Annotated in this window: 16 protein-coding genes; 13 read left to right on the forward strand and 3 right to left on the reverse strand. The window is 70.1% G+C overall.

The window, feature by feature from the left end:
* The first annotated feature begins 56 nt into the window (after positions 1-56).
* Entirely contained in the window at positions 57-980 is a 924-nt protein-coding gene (gene lgt / locus ACFWV3_RS12515; protein ID WP_382411198.1) for a prolipoprotein diacylglyceryl transferase, read from the forward strand.
* On the opposite strand, the gene ACFWV3_RS12520 is transcribed toward lgt, so the two are convergent.
* The 3 genes from ACFWV3_RS12520 to ACFWV3_RS12530 all read right to left on the reverse strand — a co-directional run bounded on the left by ACFWV3_RS12520 (position 907) and on the right by ACFWV3_RS12530 (position 5,474).
* Complete coding sequence (locus ACFWV3_RS12520) at positions 907-4,476, reverse strand: discoidin domain-containing protein (RefSeq protein WP_382411199.1); 3,570 nt, start codon at positions 4,474-4,476, stop codon at positions 907-909. The genes lgt and ACFWV3_RS12520 overlap by 74 nt on opposite strands.
* A gap of 180 nt (positions 4,477-4,656) precedes the next feature.
* On the reverse strand, positions 4,657-5,157 hold the full coding sequence (locus ACFWV3_RS12525; RefSeq protein WP_382411200.1) for a YceI family protein: 501 nt from the start codon (positions 5,155-5,157) through the stop codon (positions 4,657-4,659).
* Positions 5,154-5,474: a hypothetical protein gene (locus ACFWV3_RS12530; protein ID WP_382411201.1), complete on the reverse strand. Its 321-nt coding sequence runs from the start codon at positions 5,472-5,474 to the stop codon at positions 5,154-5,156. Before ACFWV3_RS12530 ends, ACFWV3_RS12525 begins: the two co-directional genes overlap by 4 nt.
* Positions 5,475-5,587: 113 nt before the next feature.
* On the opposite strand from ACFWV3_RS12530, the gene ACFWV3_RS12535 reads away from it, so the two are divergent.
* From ACFWV3_RS12535 to ACFWV3_RS12590, 12 genes are all read left to right on the forward strand, one after another.
* Complete coding sequence (locus tag ACFWV3_RS12535; protein WP_382411202.1) at positions 5,588-8,269, forward strand: ATP-binding protein; 2,682 nt, start codon at positions 5,588-5,590, stop codon at positions 8,267-8,269.
* 106 nt (positions 8,270-8,375) lie between these two features.
* Complete coding sequence (locus tag ACFWV3_RS12540) at positions 8,376-8,906, forward strand: hypothetical protein (protein ID WP_382411203.1); 531 nt, start codon at positions 8,376-8,378, stop codon at positions 8,904-8,906.
* A 422-nt stretch (positions 8,907-9,328) separates the two neighbouring features.
* Positions 9,329-10,816, forward strand: a complete 1,488-nt coding sequence (locus ACFWV3_RS12545; protein ID WP_382411204.1) for an aldehyde dehydrogenase family protein — start codon at positions 9,329-9,331, stop codon at positions 10,814-10,816.
* A 180-nt stretch (positions 10,817-10,996) separates the two neighbouring features.
* Entirely contained in the window at positions 10,997-11,695 is a 699-nt protein-coding gene (locus ACFWV3_RS12550) for a Crp/Fnr family transcriptional regulator (protein WP_382411205.1), read from the forward strand.
* A gap of 221 nt (positions 11,696-11,916) precedes the next feature.
* Complete coding sequence (locus ACFWV3_RS12555) at positions 11,917-12,195, forward strand: muconolactone Delta-isomerase (RefSeq protein ID WP_382411206.1); 279 nt, start codon at positions 11,917-11,919, stop codon at positions 12,193-12,195.
* Positions 12,192-12,545: a protocatechuate 3,4-dioxygenase gene (locus tag ACFWV3_RS12560; protein ID WP_382411207.1), complete on the forward strand. Its 354-nt coding sequence runs from the start codon at positions 12,192-12,194 to the stop codon at positions 12,543-12,545. Before ACFWV3_RS12555 ends, ACFWV3_RS12560 begins: the two co-directional genes overlap by 4 nt.
* On the forward strand, positions 12,538-13,383 hold the full coding sequence (locus ACFWV3_RS12565; protein WP_382411208.1) for a class III extradiol dioxygenase subunit beta: 846 nt from the start codon (positions 12,538-12,540) through the stop codon (positions 13,381-13,383). Before ACFWV3_RS12560 ends, ACFWV3_RS12565 begins: the two co-directional genes overlap by 8 nt.
* Before the next feature lie 3 nt (positions 13,384-13,386).
* Positions 13,387-14,088: an alpha/beta fold hydrolase gene (locus ACFWV3_RS12570; RefSeq protein ID WP_382411209.1), complete on the forward strand. Its 702-nt coding sequence runs from the start codon at positions 13,387-13,389 to the stop codon at positions 14,086-14,088.
* A gap of 51 nt (positions 14,089-14,139) precedes the next feature.
* Complete coding sequence (locus tag ACFWV3_RS12575; RefSeq protein ID WP_382411210.1) at positions 14,140-14,874, forward strand: PIG-L deacetylase family protein; 735 nt, start codon at positions 14,140-14,142, stop codon at positions 14,872-14,874.
* The gene (locus ACFWV3_RS12580) at positions 14,871-15,560 is read left to right on the forward strand and encodes a 4-carboxy-4-hydroxy-2-oxoadipate aldolase/oxaloacetate decarboxylase (protein WP_382411211.1); all 690 of its coding nucleotides are present in this window, start codon (positions 14,871-14,873) and stop codon (positions 15,558-15,560) included. The genes ACFWV3_RS12575 and ACFWV3_RS12580 overlap by 4 nt, the downstream gene beginning before the upstream one ends.
* Before the next feature lie 87 nt (positions 15,561-15,647).
* Complete coding sequence (locus ACFWV3_RS12585) at positions 15,648-17,351, forward strand: CocE/NonD family hydrolase (protein WP_382411212.1); 1,704 nt, start codon at positions 15,648-15,650, stop codon at positions 17,349-17,351.
* Between the two features lie 39 nt (positions 17,352-17,390).
* Entirely contained in the window at positions 17,391-18,734 is a 1,344-nt protein-coding gene (locus tag ACFWV3_RS12590; protein WP_382411213.1) for an amidohydrolase family protein, read from the forward strand.
* Positions 18,735-18,980 lie beyond the last annotated feature (246 nt).

Below are 18,980 nucleotides of genomic sequence, written 5' to 3' on the forward strand. Positions count from 1 at the left end.
TGCCTGCGCTCCGTGACTTCACAGCGCGCAGGCACCCGTCCCCCTAGCCTGGCGCGATGTCCGTGGGGGAAGCAGCTTTAGCCGTCATTCCGAGTCCGACGCAGGGCGTCTGGCACCTCGGGCCGGTGCCGATCAGGGCGTACGCGCTCTGCATCATCGCCGGCATCCTCGTCGCCGCCTGGCTGACCGAACGCCGCTACGTGCAGCGCGGCGGCAAACCCGGCGTGATCAACCAGATCGCGACGTGGGGCGTTCCGTTCGGCATCGTCGGCGCCCGGCTCTACCACGTCGCCACGAGCTGGCAGCCGTACTTCGGCCCCGGCGGCAACCCGCTCAAAGCGCTCTACATCTGGGAAGGCGGGATGGGTGTCTGGGGCGCCATCGCCCTCGGGGCGCTCGGCGGCTGGATCGGGGCGCGCAGGGCCGGGGTGGCGCTGCCGCCGCTCGCGGACGCCGCCGCGCCGGGAATCCTGCTGGGCCAGGGCATCGGCCGCCTCGGGAACTGGTTCAACAACGAGGTCTACGGCGGCCCGACCGACCTGCCGTGGGCGCTCACGATCCACCAGTGGGACCAGAGCGCCGGCCGCGCGGTCCTCGGGCCGGACGGCCGGCCCGTGGTGCTGGGCACGTTCCACCCGGCGTTCCTCTACGAACTGCTGTGGACCTTCGCCGCGGCCGCCGTGGTGATCTGGGCCGACCGCCGGTTCCGGCTCGGGCACGGCCGCGCGTTCGGGCTCTACGTCGTGCTCTACACCCTGGGCAGGCTGTGGATCGAGGCGCTGCGGATCGACGAGGCGAACACCGTTCTGGGCCTGCGCCTGAACATCTGGACCTCCGTCATCGTCTGCGTGGTGGCCGCCGCGCTGACCGTGTGGTCGGCGCGGCGGCACCCCGGCCGGGAGGACCTCAGGTCAGCTTCGGAGCCGAGTTGTACGCCTCCGCCAGCAGCCGAGGCGTCCGAACGGACCGCTGCGGGCTGATCGTGACGGTCCTGCTCTCGCCCGGCAGCAGCCAGAAGTAGTTGTCGCTGTACAACGTCGGCAGGACGCGGTCGGTCCCGTTGCGCTCGCGCAGCGACAAGCGGACCATCGCCGCCACAGTCTTGCCGGTGTTGCGGACGACCGCGGTGTAGCCGTTCTTGTCGGCGCTCAACGTGGTCGCCAGCTGCGTGTACGGCACCTGGTTGAGCGCCCGCATCGCGGTGTCCGTCCGGTACCGCCAGTAGGTGTTCTCGGAGAGCACCGCACCGCCGGCGTCCGTCAGCGTGAGGCGCAGCAGGTGGAACGCGGGCAGCGCGTCGTCGAACGGCACGGTGAACGCGGTGCTCGTGCCGGTCGCGCCGACGTCGAGCCTCTGCTGCTGCGCCTGGCCGATCGCCTTGCCGTCCAACGAGTGCAGCTGCGCCTTGACGGTGACACCGGTCAGCGCGGACGCGGTGTGGTTGACCGCCGTGACCTGCCAGGTGGACGGGCTGGCCTGCACGTGCCGTTGCTCGCAGCCCTTGCGGGAGCCGTAGAAGCTGCCGTTGACGTCCAGGTCGTAGTCGTAGGTCTGCCACACCGTGCTGTGCCAGGCCGGGTGCGACATCCACAGCAGCACGCCGCTCGCGTCGTTCCACAGCTTGGCGTTCCACGCCTCGAAGATCGCGCGCATGTTCTCGTAGTTGACGAACTGCGCCTTGCGGCAGAACTCCTCCAGGCTGCTCGACGGCGCGAGACGGGCGTCGATCGCGGCCTTGTAGCCGCCCGGCTGCTGGTTGCTGTTCTCCGACCAGTCGTGGTGGTACCAGGCCTCACCGATCGGCCAGCCCGCGTCGCCCTGGCCGACGAGGTTGCGCATGCTCTCCACCACCGACACGGTCGGCAGGCCGATCTCGCTCCAGAACCCGAACTTCCCGCCCGTGGCCTCACCGGTGCCGTACGAGCGCGGGTCCACCCACCGGTAGGTGCCGTCGCCGGTGATCACGCCACCGGCCGAGTTGGGCTGGTACATCAGGTCGGTGTTGGTGTGCACGATCTCGCGCAGCACCTGGTCGACGGCCGACGGCGGGCTGCCCTCGTTGCAGCCGAACCACATCGCCGCACAGGCGTGGTGGCGGTAGCGCAGCACGGTGTCCTCCGCCTGCGCGAAGAACTGCTCGTGGTTGGCCGGGTCGGAGGACCAGCCGAGCCAGAACTCGTTCCACAGCAGGATGCCGTACCTGTCGCAGGCGTCGAACAGCTCGTCGCGGTAGGACGAGCCGACCCAGTTGCGGATCATGGTGAAGTTCATGTCCCGGTGCAGCGCGACGGCGGCGTCCGCGCGGGAGGCGGGCATCCGGCGCAGCAGCTCGTCCCAGCCCCAGCTGCCGCCGCGGCAGAAGATCTTGACGCCGTTGACGAGGACGACCAGCGGCTTGGGGGAGTTGTCCCGGTCCGCCACGTCGGTCCAGGTCCGGCCGTCCTGCGAGACCTGGATCTTGAACGTGGCCGCGTACGCGGTCTCCCAGCGCAGCACGACCCGGTCGAACGACGTGCTCGCGCCCAGGTCGACCTGCACCCACTCGTTGTCGTTGTAGTTCGAGGTCCAGCGCGACTTCGGGTCGCCGTCGGTGACCGCGCCCGGTGAGGTCCAGTCGGCGCTGGAGGAGGCCTCGGCGGTCCTGCCCCGCGCCAGGTCCGCGTCCGGCGACCTGCTGTCCACGACGGAGAGGGTGAAGACCGAGAAACCCCAGCTGGTGGCGCGCTTCAGGCCCTGCATCCGCACGTACCGGGCCTGCTGGGCGGCGAAGTCGACGGTCTGCTCGGCGGCGCCGTCGACGATGGTGATCGGCAGGTCGTACTGATAGGTGATCTGCCGGATGCCGAACTTGACGGTCTTCCGGTCGCTGACCGCGGTGCCCTGGGCGACGGTGAGCGTCAGGTCGTGCAGCGCCGGGTCGCCGTAGCCGTTGGGCCACCACAGCTTCGGGTTCTTGATCCGCAGCTCGGAGTGGGTGGAGGGGGAGAAGACCACCGCGGACTCGGACTTGGCGGGCACGCTGACGGTCTTGCTGACCTTGATCCCGTCGAACGCGGCGGTGACGGTGACGCTCCGCGCGGTGGCCTCGACGTTGCGGACGGGCACGGTGAACGTGACCTCGGCGGTGGCCCTGTCCGGCAGGACCGTGTCGATGCGCGGGTCGCCGAGGACGACGGCGCCGGTCGACCGCAGCCGGACGTGGTTCCAGATGCCCGAGGCCCGGTCGCGCACGGCCGGCATCCAGTCCCAGCCGGACACCGCGAGGTAGGTGGGGGAGTTCTTGAACATCGTCGAGTTCGCGCCGACCCACGCCTCGCCGCGCGGCCCCTTGTCGCCGGGACTGCCGGGGAACGGCATCGGCGTGATCTTCACGGCGAGGTGCTGCTCGCCCTGGCGCAGGCCGCCCGTGACGTCCAGCGCGGCCCGGCCGAACGGGTTGCTCATCGCGCCGATCTTGCTGCCGTTGAGCCAGATCTCGGCCTCGTGGTTGATGCCGTCGAACTCCAGCCAGACGTGCCGACCGGCGCCGGTGTCCAGCCCGCGCGGCAGGGTGAACGCCCGCCGGTACCACCACGAGTGCCGGGACAGCGCCTCCGGGATCCTCAGGTTGTTCATGCCCTGCACCGGGTCCGGCAGGTGACCCTGCTCGACCAGCGACGCGAGCACGGTGCCGGGCACGGTCGCGGGCACCCAGCCGCGGGTGTCGACGCCGGGACCCGAGAGCGCGGCGCCGTCCGGCACGAGGTCCGCCATCGTGAGGACCCAGCCCGACTCGAGCGGTACCGACCCGTCGGCGGCGACCGCCAGCGCGGGGCTCTCGTGGTTCTGGACCGGCCAGTTGGTCCACCCGCGCACGGCGGGCCGGGTGTCCCTGGTCGTGCCGAAGACCTGGAACCCGTTGAGCCCCAACGGGTTCGTGGTGGACCGACGGGACGAGGAGAACCGGACCCAGCGCGCCTTCACCGCCAGCGGGATGGTCACCACGCCACCGGTGCCGGAGCCGGTGCTGTAGGCGGTGCGCCAGGTGCGGCCGTCGTCGGAGACGTCCAGGTCGAACACGACGGCGTAGCCGGAGAGGATCTCGGTGCCGAGGGTGTCGGCGCGGGAGGCGTTGGCGTCGAACGCCGGGTCACCGGGCCCGGCCTCGAACGTCAGGACCACCGAGCTGATGTCGCACCGGCCCTGCAGGTCGACGATCAGCCACTGGGCGTCACCCTGGGCGGCCCGCCAGCCGGAGCCCTTGACGCCGACCTGCGCCAGACCGTCCACGGCGAACTCCGCCGGGGTCGCCGCGTAGTCGGTGGACGAGACCGACACCGGGCGGAACAGCGCCAGGTCCTTCGGCTGCGCTCCCGGCTGGGGTGCGGCGTGTGCGGCCGCGGTCACCACGCCGCTCAGCCCGAACCCGGCGAGCAGCCCGCCGCCCATGGTCAACGCCTGTCTCCGCGACACACCGCTGCCGAAGTCCTGCGCCATTGAGAGCTCCGATCATTGCCCTGACAACGTTGCCAGGAAGCTTCGGTCTCGTGTCCTCCTCGGTCAACCAGACAAGCAAGACAGGATTTCTCCGGTTCGACATCGATGTCACCGCCGGGTCGGACATCGGAGCTCTCTCCAGGCAGAACGCGGTTCCCGGAACTCGGACCGGACCCGGCCCTAGGACCGCTGGACCACCGCGGTCACGGTGATGTCGACGTACCGGCCGATCAGCACCGCCGGTGCCCTGATCCCGAGCGTCCGGCGGTCCAAGCGGGCGGTCGCGGTCAGCACCGCCTCCCGCCCGTCCACCGACGACAGCTGCGCGATCCCGCTCACCGACATGGACGTGCCCCGCGCGGTGAGCGTGCCGGTCACCTGCCAGCCGTCGGCGACGGGCTGGACGGACGACGCGGTGAACGTCATCGCCGGGTGCCGGTCGAGGTCCAGCAGACGCGGTTTGCGCAGGTCCAGGTCGCGTTTGGCGATCCCCGTGTCGATGGCGCCCAGGTCGAGCGTGCCGTGCACGGCGAGCAGCGAGCCGTCCGCGGCGATCTCGACCGACCCGCCGGTGACGGGCACCGTGCCGCGCGCCCTGCGGCCCAGGTTGCCGACCTCGAACGACGCTGTGGTGCGGGACAGGTCGGCCTGCCACAGGCCGACGCCCGGCGCGGCCGTCACGACCGCGCGCCGGAGGGCTCGAAGACCTCGTGCACCGGGTAGATCTCGACGCGGTCCGGCCCCGGCAGCAGCGCCGGGTCCTCGCCGGGCAGCAACTGGGTGCCGAGAATCGCCTTCTGGGTGTCGATCAGCGCCTGCTCGGACTCGGCGATCGTCACGACGACCTCGGCGCCGTCGGCCCGGCGCAGCACGTAGGTGGTGAGGGTGCCCGGCACGGCCGCGGCGGTGGGGGCGATGCGGTGCCTGGCCGCGAAGTCCGCGGCGGCCAGCTGCTCGGGGCTGCGCGGTCCGTCGAAGTAGGTGAGCTGCGCGTACATGGTCCGCCTCCTGGTCGTTGGTGGCTCCGAGTCTCGGCCGCGCGCGTCGCCGGCAGATCCGTGCCAGTGCGGAGTCCGGTACTGAACCGCCACCGGGCGGCGATACACCGGGTGTGGAGGCTCCGATCTTCGGGCGGGACCGCGAGCTCGCCGAGCTGCGCGCCGCGGTGGCGGCCGGCACCGGGCGGCTGGTGCTGGTCGGCGGTGACGCGGGTATCGGCAAGACGCGTCTCGCGGCGGCGGCCGCGGCGATGGCGGGCGAGTACGGCGTGCCCGTCGTACGGGGTCAGGCCGTCGACGATCCCGGCATGCCGCCGTTGTGGCCGTGGCGCCGGGTGGCCCGCGACCTCCCGGCACTGGACCACGTGCTGTCCGGTGCGCGCCTCGACCCGGACGCCGGTGCCCGGTTCGCGATGGTCGCCGACGCCACCGACGCGCTGGTCGCGGCCGGTCCGCTGCTCGTCGTGCTGGAGGACCTGCACTGGGCGGACCGCACGTCGCTCAGGCTGCTCGCGCACCTCGCCGGTGACCTGGCCGGCTCGCGCGTCCTGGTCGTGGCCACCTACCGCGACGGCGGGCTGCACGGCGTGCTGCCCGACCTCGTGCGGGCACCGGCCACGCGGGTGATCCGGCTCACCGGCCTGACCAGCGCGGACGTCGCCGGGTGGGTGCGCAGCAGGACGACGGACGGCGACGCCGGGGCGGTGGCGGCGAGGCTGGTCGAGCGGACCGGCGGCAACCCGCTCTACGTCCGCATGCTGCTCGACAGCGGCGAGGCCGAACCGGAGCTGCACCGGCTCGTGCTGTCCAGGCTGGGCGGTCTGAGCCCGCGCGCCCGCGACGTGCTCGCGGCCGCCAGCGTGCTGGGCGAGCGGGTCGAACCCGTCGTGCTCGCCGCCCTCGTCGGCGACGACCCGGCCGCCCTGCTCGACGAAGCGGTCGCCGCCCGCGTGCTCCAAGACGGCGCCTTCGCGCACGCGCTCGTCCGCGACGCGGTCTACCAGGACCTCGCTCCGTCCACCCGCGCCGACCTCCACCGGCGGGCCGCCGTCACGCTCGCCGAGACCGGTGGGGCGCCGGGCAGGATCGCGGCGCACTGGCACCGCGCGAGCGGTCCGGACGCCCCCGCCGAGTGCACGAAGTGGGCCTCGGCAGCGGCGAAGGCCGCCACCGCGGACCTCGCCTACGAGGACGCCGCCCGGTTCGCCGCCCTCGCCCTCACGTCCGCACCGAACCCCACCGCCGCGCTCACCCTCGACCTGGCGCGGGCCGAGTTCCTGGCCGGAGAAGCCCTCGCGAGCCTCGGCCACTGCCGGGCCGCCGCCCGGCTGGCCCAGGACGCGGGCGAACCCGGCCTGGTCGCCGAGGCCGCGCTCGTGATCACCGGCATGGGCGACCGCTCGTTGCTCACGGCCGTCGACCAGCTGTGCACGACGGCGTTGCGCTCGCTACCGGAGGACGCCACCGCCCTGCGCGCCCGGCTGCTGGCACGGCGCGCGATGGCCGCGACCGTGACGGGCGAGGCGACACGAGCACGGGACCTGTCGGCCGCCGCGCTCGACCTGGCCGAGCGCAGCGGCGACCCGGACGCCGAGCTGGACGGCATCCACGCCCGCCACATCACGTTGTGCGCACCGCAGTTCCGCGCCGAACGGGTCGCGCTCGCGCACCGGGCCGTGGCACTGGCCGCGACCGCACGGCAGCCGCACGCCTCGCTGTGGGGGCACGTGTGGCTGGTCGACGCGGCGTTCCAGGCAGGCGACCTGGCCGCCGTCGACCACGAGCTGGACCTGATCGAACAGTTCGCCGCGGAACGGCAGCACGCCGTGGCGTGGTGGCACCTGCACCGGCTGCGGGCGACGCGAGCCGCGTTGGTCGGCAGGCTCGACGCGGCGCGGGAGCACAACGAGACCGCCCGCGAGGTGGCCGAACGGATCGGCGCCACCGCCGCGAAGGGCATGTACTACGCGTTCGAGCACTGGCTCGCGCAGATGCGCGGCACGATCGACCGGGAGGCGGCGAGCGAGGCGTTCGGGGTGCTGGAGGAGGTCGCCGACATCCCGCTGGCCCGCGTCTACGTGCCGTTCCTGCACGCCCTGCTCGGCGATCTCGACCAGGCCCGGTCCACGTTCGAGGAGTTCAGGAGGATGCCGGAGACGCTCGAGGCCGGCCCGATGTGGGCGCCGCTGGTCAGCCAGATCGGCGTGATCGCCTGCCTGCTCGGCGACGGCGAGGCAGCCGGCCTCGCGTACCGCACGCTGTCCACTTTGGAGCCCGACTTCTCCGCGGACGGCTCTGGCGCGGTGTTCTGCAGCGCCGCCTCACCCCAGCTGCTCGGCGACCTCGCGATGACCTGCGGCCGCACCGCCGTCGCCGCGGAGCACTACCGCCTGGCCGCCGAGATGAACGCGCGCATCGGCGCCCGCCCGTTCCTCGCACTGAGCAGGCTCGGCCTCGCGCGGGCACTCACCGAGCAGGGCGATCTCCCGGCCGCCAGGACGCTCGCGACCCAGGCCGCGGCCGAGTTCCGCGCCCTGGGCATGACCACCCGGCTCGCTGACGCCGACCGCCTGCTCCAGCGCATCGGCGTCGAGGAACGCGCAGCGGATCCCTTGTCCCCGCGCGAGTCCGAGGTCGTCGACCTGATCGCTCAGGCGCTCACGAACCGGCAGATCGCCACCAGGCTCACGTTGTCCGAACGCACCGTCGAGACCCACGTCCGCAGCGTGCTGGCCAAGCTGGGGCTGCGCACCAGGACCGAGATCGCCGCCTGGTCGCTCACGCGCCAGGCGTGACGAGACCCGTCTCGCAGGCCGGTTCAGTCCTCGTCCATTCCGCGTCCAGTTCGCCGGAACAGCATGCGTCCTGTCGGTTTCCGATCCCAGCGGAGGTGTTCCACCCATGACCTGGCATCGCACAACCCTGGCGGTACTGGCGACGGCACTCGTCGCGATCTCCTCGTTCGCGACGATGCCCGCCGCGTCGGCGCAGGCGGTGGACGTCCGCGCCGGGCTGACCGGCGTCAGCACGGACAACGGCCCGATCGTGTTCACGAGGTCCGGCGGTCCAGGCACCCTGGACGTGATCACCTGCACCGGCACCTCCGACTACCCGCACAACTCCAGCGGCACGCCCAGCGCCGTCACGGGCAAGTCCCGCAGTTCCTGCACGGCGCCCGTCGCCCAGGTCCGCGCCCAGGCCGAGCTGTGGCGTTACCTGGACGGCTACGGCTACACGCTGACGGGCATCGGTTCTCTCGCCTACGACCTCACCACCGCGGGCCCCTTGACGTCGACCGCGTACGACATCTGCCAGGGACGGCTCGCGTACTGGGTGACTGTCGGGCGCCACACCTTCTACGCACCGCCCGGATACTCGCCGCCGTCGATCACCCTCACCACCCAGACACCCCCGGTCGGCGTGAACTGCTGAGTCGCGGCCGGGGCCTGTCCGCTCGCGGCGCCGCCGACATCCCCGACCAGCGGCGTCGCGAGGCAACCCGAAGCTCGTCACCTCCCAGCCTCGCCTCTCACGACCTGGCCGTGCAGCAACGCCTCCGGAACATCTCGGAAGACCTCACCGGCGTGCGATTCCCCATGAAGGGAACAGATGCCGCCATGGCGTGACCCCGCAGGCAGGGCATCTACGTCGCCGCTGAGGAACGCTGCGAAGGTACCGAAGGCGTGGTGGTCAACCCCCGCTGGCGGGCGGGAAGTACCGACTCACCTCCGGTGACGCGAGCGGACTCAGGTCACAGTGTCCGTGCCGACGGTCCTTTACGTTCGACCGGTCGCGTTCTGCCCTCGCGATCGGCGCGGATCGGCGGAAGGCTCTGGACATCGAGGAGATGGATCATGTCGTCAACGGCCGTCAGCGGCGTCCTGCACCAGGAGCTGTTCATCGGGGGCAGCTGGACGTCAGCCGAGGACCAGGCGGTGTACGAGTCGGTGGACCCGTTCACCGGTGAACCCGCGTGCCGGGCCGCCGCCGCCAAGGCGGTGGACGTCGACCGTGCGGTCGCCGCCGCGAGGAGGGCCTTCCCCGAGTGGGCGAGCCGGGCGCCGGCCGAGCGCTCCCGGATCCTGTTCGCGTGCGCCGACGCGATCGAGGCGCGAGCGGAGGAGATCTCCGAGGCGGTCACCGCCGAGATGGGCGGTCCCGCGGGGTGGGGCCACTTCAACATCAAGATCTTGGTCGACAAGATCCGGTATGCCGCGATGTGCGCCTATGAGGGACTGACGGGCGAGGTCATCCCGTCCGATGACACCCGCCGGACGGCGCTCGCCATCAGGAAGCCCGTGGGAGTCGTGGCGAGCATCGTGCCCTGGAACGCACCGGTTCTCCTCGTGGGCGCGTCGGTGCCGGCGGCGCTCGTGCTCGGCAACACGGTGGTGATGAAGGCCTCCGAACAGACGCCTCGCACGCACGGGCTGGTCGTGCGCTGCCTCGCAGAAGGAGGGCTTCCCGACGGAGTGATCAACCTGATCACCAACGCACCGCAGGACGCGGCCGACGTCGTCGACGCTCTCGTCTCGCACCGGGACGTGCGTCGGGTGCACTTCACCGGATCGACCCGCGTGGGGCGCATCATCGCGGAGAAGGCGAGCAGGACTCTCACGCCGGTCGTGCTCGAGCTCGGGGGCAACGCGCCGTTCATCGTGCTCGCCGACGCCGACCTGGACGTTGCCGTGAGTGCCGCGGCTTTCGGCTCGTTCGCCAACACGGGACAGGGCTGCCTGTCCACGGGGCGGATCGTGGTCGATCGGAGCATCGCCCAGGAGTTCGCGCACCGCCTGGCCGAGGTGGCCGGCTCGATCGTGTACGGCGATCCGCGGCACGCGGAGACGATGCTGGGTCCTCTGATCAACCCGAACTCCGTGAAGCACGTCCAGGAGCTCGTGGACGATGCCGTCGCGCGGGGCGCCGACCTGCTCGCCGGAGGCCGGGCAGAGGGGCCCTGCTTCGCGCCGACGGTGCTCGCGGGGGTCACCTCCGAGATGCGTGCCTACCGGGAGGAGTCGTTCGGGCCGATGGTGACCGTCATCCCCGTGGACGGGCCGGAGGAAGCTCTCGCCGTGGCGAACGACAACGACTACGGGCTCACCTCCGCCATCTTCAGCCGCAACGTGACGTTGGCACTCGATCTGGCCAAACGCCTCGACGTGGGCATGTGCCACATCAACGGCGCGACTCTGGACGACGAGGCGCAGATGCCGTTCGGCGGAGTCAAGAACAGCGGCTACGGGAAGTCCGGCGGACGGGCGGGCCTCACGGAGTTCACCGAAGTGGAGTGGATCACCATCGAGGGCCCGGGAACGCCGAGGTACCCGATCTCGGAGTGAGCGGAAGCCGTGCCCGGGCCGCGCCCAGGAGGTGCGGACCCGTCCGCGTCGGACCGCCGGTGCCGGCGGGCACATGAGAAGATGGACGACGCGCGGAGCACGGCTGCGAACCGGTCCCGCGCAGGATCTCGAGGGCCGCCGCGCCGGCTCCGTCGGGCTGAGCTGCCAGGGAGGCGTGAGGTGACGACCCTGGCGGCTCTCGGCCCGTCGGCACGGGAGGCGTGGAAGGACAGCCTTCTCGGCGAGTTCCCCGAAGAGGCCGTGAGGGTGCTGCTCGAGGGCGCGAAGCAGCAACGCCTGGCGAGCGGTGAGTCGATCCAGTACCTGTGGGAAGAGCCGGGCCGAGTCTTCCTGATCGTCGAGGGACTGGCACGGGTCTACGTGTCGTCGGAGTCCGGACGAGAGATGACCGTGCGGTACGTCTCTCGCGGTGAGGTCGTAGGACTGCCCGCCCTCGTCGCCGGACGGAGCAATCCCAACGTCGGCATCAAGGTCATGATCGACACGGAGGTCGTCCTGCTGTCCGCGATGAGCTTGGTGCGCATCGCGAGCCGGGACGCTCGGGTGGCGTGGCCCATAGCGCGCTACGTGGCCGAGACGCTGCACGTGTCCGAGCAGCTGTGGGGCACCAACGTCTTCCAGCAGATGCCACCACGCGTCGCGTACCACCTTTTGGAGTTGTGCACGCGACAAGGCGAGGACCTGGTCGTCCACGCGACCCAGGACGAGCTCGCGCGCGCGGTCGGATCGGTCCGCGAAGTCGTCGCACGGACGCTCAAGGCATTCGCGCGAGAGGGCGTCATCGAGCGTGGCTCCCAGGTGATCCGACTGCTCGACCCCGCGAGATTGCACGGAATCGCTTCCTCGGCTGCGGTGTGAGACGAACGGTTTGCCCCAGGTCGTAGTACCTGCGTTGCGCCGAGCACCTGTAACTCAGGTTACGGACTCCGCGAAAACCGGTGTCTAAGGTTTGCGGTGCGCCCTGAAAAAAGATGGAGCGCGGCCGAACATTCCGGTCTGCACCGAAAACTCACGAGTGTTCATTTGACGCGCCGGAGAGGCAGCGCGGTGAACCGAGCCATGCGAAAGGACGTGAATTCGTGGAATTCCTGGTCCGTTTCGACACCGCATTTCCGGACTCGATGACCGCGGCCGAACGCGAGAACCTCCGTGTCCGGGAACGCGCCCGCGCCGCCGAACTGCGCGAAGCAGGCCATCTCACGAGGCTGTGGCGCGTGCCTGGAAGGCGCGCGGTCATCGGGTTGTGGCGAGCCGATGACGCCACGGCGCTCCACGACGCCTTGGCCTCTCTCCCGAGCTTCGCCTGGATCGATGCGGTCGTCGAACCCCTCGCTGCTCATCCGCAGGAGCAGGTATGACGCCGAAACCGGAGATCCCGGGCACCTACGTGTTCGGCATCGAGGACTGCAGACGGGGCTTCGCGCTGAACGCGCTCTGCGCCTCCCTCGCCACGCCCCGGAACCGGATGCGGTTCCTGGCGGACGAAGCGGCCTACTGCGACGAGTTCGGCCTCTCCGCGGACCAACGCGCCGCACTGCTCGACCGCGACTGGAAGGCGATGCTCGACGCCGGGGGGTCGATCTTCTACGTCTGCAAGCTGGCGATGGTGGACGGGAGGTCGATGCAGTACCTGGGCGGGGTGTTCACCCACATGACCACCGAGGACTTCATCTCGGCACTCGAGGCAGGAGGACGTCGCCTTGGCTGAAGTGACCTGGGGCCTGGCCACGAGCCACGTGCCGTCGATAGGCGCCGCACTGGATCAGGGCAAGACCGAGGATCCTTACTGGAAACCGCTCTTCGACGGCTACCGCCCCGCGCGTGCGTGGATGAGCGCGCACCCACCCGATGCGATCGTCCTGGTCTACAACGACCACGGCAACGCCATCTCGCTCGACCTGATGCCGACCTTCACCATCGGGACGGCCGCTCGGTTCGAAGTAGCCGACGAGGGCTGGGGAAGGCGGCCCGTGCCCGCCGTCATCGGTCATCCGGACCTCGCCACCCATCTGGTGGAGAGCCTGCTCGACGAAGAGTTCGACATCACCGTCGCGCACCGGCTCGAGGTGGACCACGGGCTGACGGTGCCGCTCTCCGTCTACTGTCCCGAGCCCGGCGATGCCTGGCCGTGCCCCGTGATCCCCGTCGTCGTCAACGTCATCCAGCACCCACAACCCACCGCTCACCGCTGCCTGGCACTCGGAGAAGCGATCGGGCGGGCCGTCAGGGCCTATCCCGAAGACCTGAAGGTCGCGGTCTTCGGGACCGGTGGCATGTCGCACCAGCTCGCGGGGGAACGCGCCGGCCTGATCAACCCCGCCTTCGACCGGATGTTCCTGGACAAGATCCAGGACGCCCCACGATCGCTGGCGGACCTCACCCGCGAGGACTACGTGCGCGCGGCGGGGTCCGAGGGCATCGAGATGATCATGTGGCTCGTCATGCGCGGCGCCCTGGGCCAGAACGTCACCCGGATCGCGGAGGCCTACCACGTGCCGGCGTCGAACACCGCGGCCGGCCTCGCGCTGTTCGAGAACGGAGCCTGACCGGTGACCACGTTCGTACTCCTGCACGGAGCGTGGCACGGTGGATGGTGCTGGTCCCGCGTGGCTCCGCTGCTGCGTGACGAGGGGCACCGGGTCTTCGCGCCGACCTTCACCGGGTTGGGCGATCGCGCTCATCTGGTGTCACCCGCCGTCGACCTCAGCACTCACATCGATGACGTGGTGCGCCTCCTGGACGCGGAAGGGCTGACCGAGGTCGTGCTCGTGGGTCACAGCTACGCCGGCATGGTGCTGAGCGGCGTGGCCGGGGCACGACCCGAGGCGCTCCGGCTCCGCGTCTACCTCGACGCCTTCGTCCCGGGAGATGGCGAGTCCGCCATCAGCCTGCTCCCCGAGCCGGTGGCTGCGCACTACCGGGAATCCGTCAGGGATCGAGGGTTCGGGTGGCTGATCCCGCCGCGCTCTCTCGAAGTGCTGGGAGTCACCGACTCCGCCGATCTGGAATGGCTGTCACCTCGGCTCACTCCACAGCCGTGGGGCACGTACCGCGAACCCGTTGCGCTCAGCGCCGCGGCGAACCGGGTCCCCGCTGCCTACGTCGAATGCACCGACTGGCTCCGCGTCTTCGCAGCGCAGGCCGATCGAGGTCGCCGCCGGGGCTGGGACGTGCACGAGATCGCCACCGGACATGAAGCCATGGTCACCGCCCCCGAGGAGCTGTCCGCTCTTCTCCTGCGGCTGACGTGAATCCGTCCAGCCCGCCCACCTTCTCCTGTCTGTCCATTCGTGAGGAAGACCATGACCGATAGTGAACCTGCCACCCTGGTCGTGAGTGCGCACGCCGGCGACTTCGTGTGGCGCGCCGGCGGGGCGATCGCGAAGGCGACGCGGCGCGGTGAACGCGCCGTGATCGTGTGCCTCTCCTACGGCGAACGCGGCGAGTCGGCAAGCCAATGGCTCGAGGGCAGGACCCTCGAGGAGATCAAGGCCGTCCGCCGGGCCGAGGCGGAGAGCGCGGCGGCGGTTCTCGGCGCCGAGGTCGAGTTCCTCGACGCGGGGGACTACCCGCTGACGGAGTCGCGCGAACTGGTGGACCGGCTCGTCGGAATCTACCGCCGGGTGAGGCCCACCGTGGTGCTCACCCACCCGCTGGTCGATCCGTACAACGGAGACCACCCGGCCGCGGCGAGGATGGCGGTCCAGGCGCGGATCCTCGCCCAGGCCGTGGGGTACGAGTCACCCGGTGAGCCCTTGGGCGCGCCTCCCGTGTTCTTCTTCGAGCCCCACCAGCCCGAGCAGTGCGACTTCAAACCGAACGTGCTCCTCGACATCACGGACGCGTTCGCGACCAAGCGTGCCGCGATGGAGTGCCTGCCTGCCCAGACCCACCTGTGGGACTACTACACGGACCTCGCCACGCGCCGGGGCGTGCAGGTCAGGCGCAACGCGGGCCCCAACCTCGGTCTGACGACCGGGAGCAAGGGCGAGGCCTTCATGCGCTACTACCCGGAAGCGACGGACGTCCTGCGATGAGGAAGATCATCTTCACCGACCCCCCGCGCGCGGCGCGCGACGGTGTCGAGGCGCTCACCCGGTTCGGTGTCGCCACCGTGCACGAGGCACTCGGCCGAACCGGGCTGGTGGGCCCGGCGATCCGGCCCGTCCAGGCCGGCGCGCGCATCGCCGGCACCGCTGTGACGGTGCTCAGCTGGCCGGGAGACAACCTGATGATCCACGCCGCGGTCGAGCAGTGCCGCGAGGGGGACGTCCTCGTCGTGGCGACCACGTCGGAGTCGTCGGACGGCATGTTCGGCGAACTGTTCGCCACGGCGCTGCAGCACCGAGGTGTACGAGGGCTGGTGATCTCGGCCGGGGTCCGGGATGTCGCCGAGCTGCGAGCGATGAACTTCCCCGTCTGGTCGCGGGCGATCAATGCGCAGGGAACGGTCAAGGCGACAGGGGGTTCCGTGAACATCCCTGTCCACATGGGCAACGCGCTGGTGTCTCCCGGTGACGTCGTGATCGCGGACGACGACGGAGTCATGATCGTTCCGCGCGCCGACGTCGCCACCGCTGTGACGGCGTCCGAGGCCAGGGAAGCGAAGGAACAACGCAACCGCGAAGCGTTTCGGCGCGGCGAGCTGGGAATGGACATCTACGGGTTGCGGGGCGTGCTCGCCGAACTCGGGGTGACGTACGAAACCGCGCCGCCCGAATAGCACGTGCCGCGTGCTCCTCGCATCGACCCGATCGGGCGCCACATTCAGAGAACTACCTGCCGTCAACGGCGAGATGAGGACGAAACCATGCCCTACGGCGAGCCGTTCGAGCTGCTCTACCGACTTCCGATCCCGCCTGAAGAGGGGAAGTATCCGGGCCTTTCACCGTCACGTCGTGTCGAGCACGGGCTGCTGGTGGAACGCGACGTGCCGGTGCGGATGCGCGATGGCGTCGTCCTCCGGGTCGACGTGTTCCGGCCGGAGGGACAGTCCGATCTTCCCGTGCTGCTGACGTACAGCCCGTACGGCAAGCACGCGCGCAAGGGTTTTCACATGCTGTACCCGCAGGGCGACGAGGATCGCGGTTTCGTCGACCCCGGCACGGAAGACGTGACGGTCTCCCACTACACGGTGTGGGAGGGACCGGACCCGTTGTACTGGTGCGGTCGGGGTTTCGCGGTCGTGAACGCCGACGCTCGTGGCTCCTGGGGGTCGGAGGGAACCCTCACCTTCCACTCTCCCCAGGAGGCGGACGACGGCTTCGACCTCGTGGAGTGGGCGGCAGGCCAACCGTGGAGCAACGGCCGGGTCGGCATGACGGGAGTGTCCTACCTGGCGTGGAGCCAGTGGAACGTCGCAGCCACCCGGCCGCCGCACCTGTACGCCATCAATCCCTGGGAAGGGTATTCCGACCCCTATCGGGACATCTCGATGCACGGGGGCATGCGGGAGACGCGCTTCCGCTCCTGGTGGATCGAGTCGACGGCGTACTCGCGCAACCGTGTGGAGGACGTGGTGGAGATGTGCAAGCAGCACCCGCACTTCGACGCCTACTGGGCGGCGAGGACGCCCGATCTCTCCAAGATCGAGGTGCCGCTTTACGCCGTCGTCGACTGGGGGGACCACGGAATCCACACCAGAGGGACGATCGAGGGTTTCAAGCAGGCGAGCTCCACGGAGAAGTGGCTGGAGGTCCACGGCCGCATGAAGTGGCCGTACTACTACCGTCCCGAAAGCCTGGCCCGGCAGCTGGAGTTCTTCACGACGTTCCTCAAGAAGCCGGCCGGTGCGACGCTGGACTGGCCGCCAGTGACCATCGAGGTGCGCGAGTCGCACTTCGTCGGAGAGGTGCGGGACGAGAAGGCCTGGCCGCTCGAAGCGACGACCTGGACACCGTTGTACCTCGACGCGTCGTCGAAGGGACTTCGCCGGGAAGCTCCCCCTGCCGCGTCCGTCGCGTACGACTCCCAGGACGACGGCGACCACGCGGAGTTCACGATCACGTTCGGCGAGGACACCGAGCTCACCGGCACCATGTCGCTGCAGTTGTGGGTGGAGAGCGCTTCCGACGACGCCGACCTCTTCGTGGCGATCGAGAAGCTCGACCGGGACGGTCGACGGGTCACCTTTCCCCTGCAGTCGATGTTCCACGACGGACCAGTCGCACTGGGCTGGCTGCGCGCGAGCCACCGCGAACTCGACCCCGGGCGTTCGACCCCCGGGCAACCGTGGCACACGCATGCCAGGTCGCTTCCGCTGGAGGTGGGGGTCCCCACCCTGGTGGACATCGAGATCTGGCCGTCGTCGACCCTCTTCCGCGCCGGTGAGGGACTCGTGCTCCGGGTCAAGGGCACGGAGTTCCACACCTATCCGGGGGTCCCGGCCGTCATCCACCACCAGGAACCGCTCAACGTCGGCCCGCACACGATCCACACGGGCGGCGACCATCCGTCGCGCCTTCTCGTCCCCGTCATCCGTGACGCCGCAGCACCCACCCAGCCGAGTCGCTGACCGCCGTTCACCGGCTGTCGTACAAGTCAGGAATCTCAGATGTCAACGTCACGTCAGATGGAGCAGCTGGACAAGATCAAGGCCACGGCCGGAGATCGGAACCGGCGGATCCTGCTCGCCGGAGCGCACGTGGTCACGATGGACGACCGAGGCGAGTTCGTGGGGGACGTCCTGATCGAGGGAGACAGGATCGAGGCTCTCGGGCCAGGTATCGCGGATCGAGTGCACGACAACGCCATCGCCGTGGACCTGTCCGGATCGATCCTCATCCCCGGACTGGTCGACTCGCACGTTCACGCCTGGCAGGGGCAGCTTCGCGGCATCGCCCCCGACGTGAGCTTCGCCGAGTACATGGCACTGCTCCACGGCCGGCTCGGAAAGGCCTATCGGCCGGAGGACATGGCGATCGGGGAGCGGTTGACCGCTGCCCAGGCTCTGAACGCGGGGACGACGACGATCGTCGACAACAGCCACAACTCGCGGACCAAGCAGCACTCCGACGCGGCCGTCGAGGCGTTGCGCGCCTCCGGCATCCGCGCCGTGTACGCGGCGGGGCCTGCCCATGAGGGGGACCACGAGCACCAACTTCCCGCAGACGTCCTCAGGCTGAGGGACGCTTACTCCTCGGCAGACGGACTCATCTCCGTACGGATGATGGACAGCTGGCCCACCGTGGAGAGCTGGACGTTCGCCGCGGAGCACGGCCTCGACGTGTCATCCGAGGTGGGCGGCTGGGTCACAGACCTGGAGAAGCTCCTGACCTCCGGTCTGCTGAGCTCCGCACACACCCTCAACCACTGCTCGGGTCTGTCCGACGAGTGCTGGGCCGCCATCGCGGACAGCGGCGCGGCGGTGAACGTCGTACCCCGGTCCGACTCCCACCTCGGCCTCGGCGCCTCCATCCCGATCCTCGAAGTGAATCGACGAGGGATCCAGGAAGGCATCAGCTCCGACAACGAAGTGGCCTACGGGCACGACCTCTTCACCGAGATGCGGGTGTTGCAGACCATCCAGCGCGGCTTGAGCTTCGCCGAGACCTATTCCGGCGTTGCGGACGTTCCCGCGCCGTACGGAGCTCTCGACGCGCTCAGGGCCGCGACGATCGGCGGTGCCATCAACGCGGGACTCGCGGACCAGGTCGGCACGCTGGCCCCTGGCAAGAAGGCGGACCTCGTCGTGCTCGCGCTGGAACCGGTGCAGACGCGCATCTCGGGTTCGGCGGCCGGGACGGTGGTGAACTTCGCCGGAATCGCGAACGTCGACGCGGTCTTCGTGAACGGGGCGGTGGCCAAGTGGGGTGGGCAGCTCACCGGCTTCGACTACGGGAAGCTCGCGCGGGACGGTGAGGACTCGAAGCACTACCTCTTCGACCACTCCCGGTAGTGCTTCGTCAGGTGTTGCTGACCTGCGTCGTCGCGGGTGCGGACGCTGTTCCCGCGTTCGGTCTCCGGATGGCTGAGGAACGCACCGATCAGCGGAGCACCTGGGCCACGAGCTCTTCTGCCAGGGGAGGTGCGGGGTTCACGTGCCCGTGGGCCCGGGGGCACCGGAAAAAGGAAATGGCGTCGCACGCTTCTGCTTTCCGAACAGTCGGGTTCCAGGACGAGGCGATGGGAAAGTCCATGATCG

Source organism: Lentzea sp. NPDC059081, assembly GCF_042738015.1.
Classification (GTDB): domain Bacteria; phylum Actinomycetota; class Actinomycetes; order Mycobacteriales; family Pseudonocardiaceae; genus Lentzea.